10 protein-coding genes are annotated in these 8464 nt (G+C 70.7%); 7 read left to right on the forward strand and 3 right to left on the reverse strand.

Annotation, left to right across the window (positions count from 1 at the left end; translation table 11 throughout):
• Positions 1-151 precede the first annotated feature (151 nt).
• From urtB to urtE, 4 genes are read left to right on the forward strand one after another with little or no spacing between them, the layout of a single operon-like run.
• On the forward strand, positions 152-1735 hold the full coding sequence (gene urtB / locus Q0741_RS24340; protein WP_298235781.1) for an urea ABC transporter permease subunit UrtB: 1584 nt from the start codon (positions 152-154) through the stop codon (positions 1733-1735).
• Complete coding sequence (gene urtC, locus Q0741_RS24345) at positions 1732-2856, forward strand: urea ABC transporter permease subunit UrtC (RefSeq protein ID WP_298235782.1); 1125 nt, start codon at positions 1732-1734, stop codon at positions 2854-2856. Before urtB ends, urtC begins: the two co-directional genes overlap by 4 nt.
• On the forward strand, positions 2853-3731 hold the full coding sequence (gene urtD, locus Q0741_RS24350) for an urea ABC transporter ATP-binding protein UrtD (RefSeq protein WP_298235783.1): 879 nt from the start codon (positions 2853-2855) through the stop codon (positions 3729-3731). The genes urtC and urtD overlap by 4 nt, the downstream gene beginning before the upstream one ends.
• Before the next feature lie 4 nt (positions 3732-3735).
• Positions 3736-4428 carry an urea ABC transporter ATP-binding subunit UrtE gene (urtE, locus tag Q0741_RS24355; protein WP_298235791.1) on the forward strand — a complete coding sequence of 231 codons (693 nt, stop codon included), beginning with the start codon at positions 3736-3738 and terminating at the stop codon, positions 4426-4428.
• Positions 4429-4437: 9 nt separating this feature from the next.
• Here the strand turns inward: urtE and Q0741_RS24360 are convergent, their stop codons facing one another.
• The 3 genes from Q0741_RS24360 to Q0741_RS24370 form a co-directional block, all read right to left on the reverse strand.
• Positions 4438-5010 carry a CHRD domain-containing protein gene (locus Q0741_RS24360; RefSeq protein ID WP_298235784.1) on the reverse strand — a complete coding sequence of 191 codons (573 nt, stop codon included), beginning with the start codon at positions 5008-5010 and terminating at the stop codon, positions 4438-4440.
• A gap of 227 nt (positions 5011-5237) precedes the next feature.
• Complete coding sequence (locus tag Q0741_RS24365; protein ID WP_298235785.1) at positions 5238-5795, reverse strand: sugar O-acetyltransferase; 558 nt, start codon at positions 5793-5795, stop codon at positions 5238-5240.
• Positions 5796-5975: 180 nt separating this feature from the next.
• Positions 5976-6797, reverse strand: coding sequence for an urease accessory protein UreD (locus Q0741_RS24370; RefSeq protein WP_298235786.1), 822 nt, complete (start codon positions 6795-6797; stop codon positions 5976-5978).
• A 421-nt stretch (positions 6798-7218) separates the two neighbouring features.
• Here Q0741_RS24370 and Q0741_RS24375 point away from each other — a divergent pair, with 421 nt between their 5' ends.
• The 3 genes from Q0741_RS24375 to Q0741_RS24385 all read left to right on the forward strand — a co-directional run.
• Complete coding sequence (locus Q0741_RS24375) at positions 7219-7419, forward strand: periplasmic nitrate reductase, NapE protein (protein ID WP_298235792.1); 201 nt, start codon at positions 7219-7221, stop codon at positions 7417-7419.
• The gene (locus Q0741_RS24380) at positions 7416-7697 is read left to right on the forward strand and encodes a chaperone NapD (RefSeq protein ID WP_298235787.1); all 282 of its coding nucleotides are present in this window, start codon (positions 7416-7418) and stop codon (positions 7695-7697) included. Before Q0741_RS24375 ends, Q0741_RS24380 begins: the two co-directional genes overlap by 4 nt.
• 17 nt (positions 7698-7714) lie before the next feature.
• Positions 7715-8464: molybdopterin-dependent oxidoreductase (locus Q0741_RS24385; RefSeq protein ID WP_298235788.1), on the forward strand; the 750-nt coding region annotated here is incomplete at its 3' end.

Below are 8464 nucleotides of genomic sequence, written 5' to 3' on the forward strand. Positions count from 1 at the left end.
TTGCCCGACGGCCGACACGGTGGCGGCCGCTCAGAGCGCGTGGATGCCCGCCTTCGCGGGCATGACGGTTTCTGCGCATCAGCCTGCGGGCTGACCACGCGACGAAGCGACGCCGCAAGTGCGTCCATCAACCAGACAGCAGAGGGTGGCTTTGAAAACCTTGTTCCTGCGCGGCTTGCTCGCGCTGCTGACGGCGCTGCTGGGCTTGAGCGCCCACGCGCTGACGCAGCCCCAGGCGCGCGCCATCGCCGACGGCGACAACGACGCGCGCGTGCAGGCGCTCTCCGAGGCGGTGGCGCAGAGCGGCGACGCCGCGCTCGCCGCCTACGTGCAGGCGATGCTCGACGACGCGGTGCGCGTCACGCCCGATCGCGTGCTCATCCTCAACAAGGACGGCTCCGCCGTGGACGCCGCCACCGGCACCGCCGCCCAGCTGTCCGACGACGCGCAGGAAGTCACCAACAACAACCGCATGCGCCGCGAGCTGCAGGCGGCGCTGGCGGCCCTGAACCTGTTTTCTCCCGACCGCGCCGCGCGCGCCGCCGCCATCAAGGCGCTGGGCGACGAGGCCGACGAATCCCGGCTGCCGCTGCTGGACAAGGCCTACGGCGCCGAGAGCGACCGGGACCTGAAGCAGCAGCTCGGCCTGCTGCGCGCCGCCGTGCTGGTGGCCTCGCCGGAGCGCCATGAGCGCCTGGAAGCGGCGCAGCTGCTGGCCGGCAGCGGCGAGCCCGCCACGCGCGCGCTGCTGCTGCAGCGCCTGGACGCCGAAACCGACCCCGAGCTGCGCACCGTCATCGCCGGGGCCATCCAGCAGATCGAGTCGCGCCTGGCCTGGGGCGAGCGCGCGGGCGTGCTGGTCACCGGCTTCAGCCTGGGCTCGATCCTGCTGCTGGCCGCGCTGGGCCTGGCGATCACCTACGGCCTGATGGGCGTGATCAACATGGCCCATGGCGAGCTGATCATGATCGGCGCCTACGCGACGTACCTGGTGCAGAACGCCTTCCGCGCCTGGCTGCCAGGGCTGTTCGACTACTACATCCTGCTGGCGATTCCCGCCTCCTTCCTCGCCGCCGCGCTGGTGGGCGCGGTCCTGGAGCGCTTGGTCATCCGCTGGCTCTACGGCCGCCCGCTGGAGACGCTGCTGGCCACCTGGGGCATCAGCCTGGTGCTGATGCAGGGCGTGCGCTCGCTCTTCGGCGCGCAGAACGTGCCCGTCGAGAACCCCGCGTGGCTCTCCGGCGGCGTGGCGCTGGCGAGCAACCTGACGCTGCCCTACAACCGGCTGGCCATCATCGTGTTCGCGGCGCTGGTGCTCGCCGGCGTGGCGCTGCTGATCTCGAAGACGCGCCTGGGCCTGTTCGTGCGCGGCGTGACGCAGAACCGCCGCATGGCCGCCTGCGTGGGCATCCACACCGCCCGCATCGACACCTGGGCCTTCGCGCTGGGTGCGGGCCTGGCCGGGCTGGCCGGTTGCGCGCTCAGCCAGGTCGGCAACGTCGGCCCGGACCTGGGCCAGGGCTACATCGTGGACAGCTTCATGGTCGTGGTGCTGGGCGGCGTGGGCCAGCTCGCCGGCACCGTGTGGGCCGCGCTGGGGCTGGGCCTGCTCAACAAGCTCCTTGAGGGCTGGGCCGGCGCGGTGCTGGCCAAGATCATGGTGCTGGTCTTCATCGTGGTGTTCATCCAGAAGCGTCCGCAGGGCCTGTTCGCCCTGAAGGGGAGGGAAGCATGAGTGCGGTTCTGCAATCGCCCCTGGGGCTCACGCCGCGGCGCGGCCTGCTGCTGGGCACGCGCGGCTGGGTTGGCGTGGGCGCGGCGCTGATGGCGGTGCTGGTCATCGTGCCCTCGCTCAACCTGATGCTGCCGGCGGCGCATCCGCTGCACCTGCCGGACCACGTGGTGGCGCTGGTGGGCAAGATCATGTGCTACGCCATCTGCGCGCTGGCGATGGACCTGATCTGGGGCTACACCGGCATCCTGTCGCTGGGCCATGGCCTGTTCTTCGCGCTGGGCGGCTACGGCATGGGCATGTACCTCATGCGCCAGATCGGCCGCGACGGCAACTACAAGAGCGACCTGCCGGACTTCATGGTGTTCCTGGACTGGAAGGAACTGCCCTGGCACTGGGCCTGGAGCGACTCGCTCTTCCTGCAGCTCATCCTGGTGCTGGCGGTGCCGGGGCTGCTGGCCTGGGTGTTCGGCTACTTCGCCTTCCGCTCGCGCATCAAGGGCGTGTACTTCTCCATCATCACGCAGGCGCTGACCTACGCCGCGATGCTGCTGTTCTTCCGCAACGAGACCGGTTTCGGGGGCAACAACGGTTTCACCGATTTCAAGCGCATCCTGGAGGTACCGCTGGCGCAGCCTTCCACGCGCATGGTGCTGTTCGTGACGACGGGGCTCGTGCTCATCGGCTTCTACCTGATGGCGCGCGCGCTGGTGCACAGCCGCTTCGGCCGCGTGCTGCAGGCCATCCGCGACGCCGAGAGCCGCGTGCGCTTCACGGGCTACGACCCGCTGTCCTACAAGCTCGCGATCTGGACGCTGTCGGCCGTGATGTGCGCCGTGGCCGGGGCGCTATACGTGCCGCAGGTGGGCATCATCAACCCGGGCGAGATGTCGCCGGCCGCATCCATCGAGATCGCGGTGTGGGCGGCCGTCGGCGGGCGCGCCACGCTGGTGGGGCCGATCCTGGGCGCTTTCTTCGTCAACGGCGCCAAGAGCTGGTTCACGCAGGCCTTCCCCGAGTACTGGCTGTACTTCCTGGGCGCGCTCTTCATCGCCGTGACGCTGTTCATGCCGCAGGGCATCGTGGGGCTGTGGCGCCGCAACAAGAAGGAGGAGCGCGCATGACGCCCGACCTGATGGAAGACCGTGCGCAGGCGCTGGCCGCGCACGAGAGGAAGCTCGCCGCCTCGGCCGGCGGCCGCTGGGAAGGCGGCTTCGGCCGGCCCATGGCCCACGGCGTGCCCGATTTCGCGCAGGGCGTGGCGCTGTACGTTGAGGACGTGACGGTCAGCTTCGACGGCTTCAAGGCGCTCAACGCGCTGAGCCTGGCCATCGGCGTGGGCGAGCTGCGCTGCATCATCGGCCCCAACGGCGCGGGCAAGACCACGATGATGGACGTCATCACCGGCAAGACCGCGCCCGACCAGGGCAAGGTGCACTTCGGCTCCAACATCGACCTGCTGCGCCTGCGCGAGAACGAGATCGCGCAGATCGGCATCGGGCGCAAGTTCCAGAAGCCGACCGTTTACGAAGAGCTCAGCGTGTTCGAGAACCTGGAGCTGGCGCTCAAGGCCGACCGCCGCGTGCGCGCCAGCCTGTTCTCGCGCCTGACGGGCGAACAGCTCGACCGCATCGGCGCCATGCTGGAGCGCATCCATTTGAAGTATTCCGCGCAGCGCCAGGCCGGGCTGCTCTCGCACGGGCAGAAGCAGTGGCTGGAGATCGGCATGCTGCTGATGCAGGACCCGAAGCTGCTGCTGCTCGACGAGCCCGTGGCCGGCATGACGGACGAGGAGACCGAGCGCACGGCGGAGCTGTTCCTGTCGCTGGCCGGCGAGCACTCGCTGATGGTGGTGGAGCACGACATGAAGTTCGTGGACCAGCTCACGCAGGGCCATCGCAAGGTGACGGTGCTGCACGAGGGCCGCGTGCTGGCCGAGGGGCTGCTGTCGCAGGTGCAGAACGACGATCGGGTGGTGGAGGTGTACCTTGGGCGCTGAGGTGATGCTGCAGGTCGAGGGCCTGAACCAGTACTACGGCGGCTCGCACATCCTGCGCAACGTGGCCTTCGAGGCCCGGCGCGGCGAGGTGACGGTGGTGCTGGGGCGCAACGGCGTGGGCAAGACCACGCTGCTCAAGAGCCTCATGGGCGTGGTGCCCATCAAGAGCGGCGGCGTGAAGCTCGAAGGGCAGGACGTCTCGCGTGCCGCGCCCTACGAGCGCGTGCGCGCCGGCATGGGTTACGTGCCGCAGGGCCGCGAGATCTTCGGCCGGCTCACGGTGGAGGAGAACCTGCGCATGGGCCTGGCGAAGCTGCCGGGGCGCACGCCCATCCCCGAGGAGCTGTACGAGCTGTTCCCGGTGCTCAAGCAGATGCTGGGCCGGCGCGGCGGCGACCTCTCGGGCGGACAGCAGCAGCAGCTGGCCATCGCGCGGGCGCTGGCGGGCAGACCGAAGCTGCTGATCCTGGACGAGCCGACCGAGGGCATCCAGCCCAGCATCATCAAGGACATCGGCCGCGTGATCCGGCGCCTGGCGGAGCGCGGCGACATGGCGATCCTGCTGGTGGAGCAGTACTACGACTTCGCCGCGGAGCTGGCCGACCAGTACCTGGTGATGGAGCGCGGCGAGGTCGTGGCCCGCGGCGCCGGGCGCGACATGGAGGCCAACGGGGTGCGGGGACTGGTGGCGATCTGAGCCTCGGGCTCAGTGCCCGTGATGCGCGATCCCCAGTTGCGAGCGCATCTCGCCGCCGGGCCAGCGCGTGCTGTGCACGTTCACGTACAGCGCCTTGTTGTGCAGGGCTTCGATCAACTCGTCGAACTCGCCCGGGCCGATGCCCTGCGTGATGGCCGCCTGCGTGGCCGCGATGTCGGGGCTGACGTCATTGGGCGTGATGCTGCCGGTGAGCATGCCGCTGCGCGGCCCCGGGCACAGCGGCGTGCCGGCCGGGCCGTTGCCAAGGTTGGTGCACAGGAACACCGTGATGCCGCCGTTGACGCCGGGCTGTGCGAAGTGGATGTGCGCCTGCTGCACGTCGCCCTCCAGGTCGGCATAGCTCAGCCGCCAGCTGATGAGCTTGGCGTGGTGGTCCACCGTGGCACGGAAGTTGGCGCGTGCGGCGGTGGAGACCGAAGGCACCTCCTGGTAGCCCTCCAGGCGCACGCGCAGGTCGTGCATGTGCGCGCCGTGGCCCGGGTCATGCGCGAGCGCTGGCAGCGGCAGGGCGCCGCCCAGCACGGCGGCGGCGAAAGCAAGGCGTGTGAAGCGGTGGTTCATGCGTGCTCTCCTGTTCCTGTTGAAAAGGGGTCCGGAGGCCCGCGGCAGCGTGCCGCGACGCGGGCGGGAACCCGCGTCTGCGGGATACGCAACCGCCCCTTCGTCACGGCTCCGGGTTTGCCCTGAAGCCCGGCGCTTTCCCCCGGCTTGCGGCAGGCGCGCTTGAAAAAGCGTCCATCGCTGCTCTCGCCCGGCCGCCGTGTGCCGCGCAGCGGCGCTGACGGAGCTCAGGTGTCGAGCTTGCGAATCACGCGGCAGGGGTTGCCCGCGGCGAACACGCCTTCGGGCACGTCGCGCGTGACGATGCTGCCGGCGCCGATGACGGCGCGCGAGCCGATGCGCACGCCCGGCAGGATGATGGCGCCGCCGCCCACCCACACGTCGTCGCCGATCTCCACCGGGGTGCCGTACTCCTGCTGGCGGCGCAGCGCGGCGTCCAGCGGGTGCATGGCGGTGTAGATCTGCACGGCGGGGCCGAAGAGCGTGAAGTGGCCGATGCGCACGCGGCACACGTCCAGCACCACGCAGTTGAAGTTGAAGAACACGCTCTCGCCGAGCTCGATGTTGACGCCGTAGTCGCAATGGAAGGGCGGCTGCATGCGCACCGTGTCGCCGCCGGCGCCCAGCAGCTGCTCCAGGATGCGCCGGCGCACGTGGCCCTGCGTCTCGCGCGTGACGTTGAGCGTCTGGCACAGGTCGCGGGCGCGCTCGCGCATGGCGGTGAGCTGCGCGTCCAGCGGGTCGTAGAGCTCGCCGGCGAGCATCTTGTCGAGCTCGGTGCTCATGGGGCGGCGCCGGGACGGCGGTGGTTCAGGCGGTGCATCGACGTCTCGCCGGCAACCGCCGCGCCCGCGGGCGCTGGGGCTGGGGGGCTCAGGCCGCCAGCAGCGCCTCGATTCCGCCTCTGCAAGACCTCCGGCCACGGCTGTGCCGCGGGCACGCCAGCGGCAAGCTCCACGCGGTTCTCAGGTCCTCCACACCCGCGGCGCGCAGGCCGGCAGCTGCCAGGCGGCTTCGCGCCAGCGCGCCCACAGCTGCTGCATCAGCCGCTGCGCCGGCTCTACGCGCTCGGCCAGCATGCGCAGCACCACCACGCGCGGCGAGGGGCTGGTGACGCCGGCGCGGGGCTCGCCCTCGCACAGCGCGCGGCCGGCTTCCAGCAGCGCCTCGCGCAGCGCCGCGGGCAGCGGCTGCGCGCTGGCGAACCACAGCGTGCCCAACACCCGGCGCCCGGCCCAGCCCAGCGGGCTGTCCAGCAGCCGCGTGTCGGCGGCCTCGATGTGGCCGCGCTCCAGCCACAGCCCCGGCAGCTCCAGGTGCTGCAGGAAGCTGCCGCGCCGCCACGGGTCGTTCGCGGCGGGCAGGCCCAGCGCGATCAGGTCCCAGCCGATCATCTGCGCCGCGTCGCGCAGCTCGAAGCGCTGGCGGTTCTCGGCGCGGCAAGCGTCGTGGGCGATGGCTTCCAGCGGCATCCACTCCAGCCGCGCGTCGCCCTGCAGCGTGGCCTGCACGCGCTGCAGCGCCGTTTCGCCCAGGCTGCGGTAGAAGCGCGTGGCGCCGGGCGTGGTCAGCAGCGCATGGCTGCCGGGCTCCAGCTGCAGCGACAGGTGCAACTCGTCGCCGCCGGCCACCCCACCGGGCGGATGCACCAGCACGTGGTGGCACACGCGCGGGCCTTCGGGATAGAGCCGCTGCAGCACCCGCAGCGGGCCCTCGTGGCGGTCCAGCGCGACGGTGCGCTCGTTGTCGCGGAAATAGCGGATCGAGAGTTCTGCGTGCCAAGCCATGCGGCGTACAGCGGCCGCGGCGGGCCGGGCGTTGCGACGGGAAGCCGCCAGTGTCGCAGAGCGGCCGCGGCACTCCCGCCGCCATACGGCGGCCCGCCGTTTGCAACGCCATCAGGATTGACGGTAAGTCCTTACCGCCCGCCGCGCCGTCCTTTGCCGCCGATGTTGCCGGCCGCCGTTCGAGGCCTGCGTGGCGTGCCGGATCGGACCCTTTCCCTCCGGCGTCAGGTTCGAGCCGTCCGCGTGGTTGCCCAGGGCGCCGGGCGGTCCTGTGTCCTGGGTGTACCAGGGTTGGTCTCCAAGGCAACTGGGGGGTTGCATCGCCTTTGCATCGGAAAGTGCATGCGATGGGCACAGGCATTGCCCGGGATTTCACCGGGCCATCGCCCAAGGGATACCACCGCCGATGAAGTCCTCGCCCATCCCCCCTGAGCCCGCCGGCTCCGCCGTCCACCCCGCCGATCCGGACGCCCCTTCCACCAAGCAGGAGGAAACGCGCAGCTTCCTGTTTCTGACCATCGTGACGGCGCCCGTGCTGGCCGTGGTCACGGTGGCGGGCTGGGGTTTCATCGTGTGGATGTACCAGCTCCTGTCCGGACGGCTGCCGGGGTACACGCCGTGACGGCCCCGGGCGAACGCGAGCTGCACATCGCCGGCGTGTTGGTGCAGGCCCGTCCCGCGGCCGTGTCGCGGCTGCGCCAGGACATCCCCGCACTGCCTGGCGCCACGCTGGCGCAGTGGGCCGAGGACGGGCGGCTGGTGGCGGTGCTCGAACACGACAGCGCGGACGGCGTCATGCAGTCGCTGTCGGCGCTGCGGGACCTGCCCGGGGTGCTCAACGTGGCGCTGGTGTACCAGCACGCCGAGCCCTGGGCCGTGATGCAGCAACCCATGACGTGATCTACAGGGAGCCACGCATGTCCATTCCCGTTCCCATTCCCATCGTCGAGGCCCGGGGCGAAGGCGCGCCCGAGGCCCAGGGCTGCGGCTGCACGCGGCGCGAGTTCGTGCGCGCCAGCGCCGCGGCCAGCGCCGCGCTGGCCGCGGGGCTGCCGCTGGACGCGGCGGCGCAGAACGTCGTCACCGACGCCGCGCGCACGCAGCTCAAGTGGTCCAAGGCGCCGTGCCGCTTCTGCGGCGTCGGTTGCGGCGTCAACGTGGCCGTCAAGGAGGGGCGCGTGGTCGCCACCCATGGCGACCCCAACGCCGAGGTCAACCGCGGCATCAACTGCGTCAAGGGCTACTTCCTGTCCAAGATCATGTACGGCGAGGACCGGCTCACCCAGCCGCTGCTGCGCATGAAGGACGGCCGCTACGCCAAGGACGGCGAGTTCCAGCCCGTGAGCTGGGACGTGGCCTTCGACACCATGGCCGCGCAGTTCAAGCGCGTGCTCAAGGAGAAGGGCCCCACCGCCATCGGCATGTTCGGCTCGGGGCAGTGGACGGTCTGGGAGGGCTATGCCGCGGCCAAGATGATGAAGGCGGGCTTGCGCTCCAACAACATCGACCCCAACGCGCGCCACTGCATGGCCTCGGCCGTGGCGGGCTTCATGCGCACCTTCGGCATGGACGAGCCCATGGGCTGCTACGACGACATCGAGCAGGCCGACGCCTTCGTGCTGTGGGGCTCGAACATGGCGGAGATGCACCCCATCCTGTGGACGCGC

The sequence above is a fragment of the uncultured Azohydromonas sp. genome, from assembly GCF_937926365.1.
In the GTDB taxonomy this organism is placed as follows: Bacteria; Pseudomonadota; Gammaproteobacteria; order Burkholderiales; family Burkholderiaceae_C; genus Azohydromonas.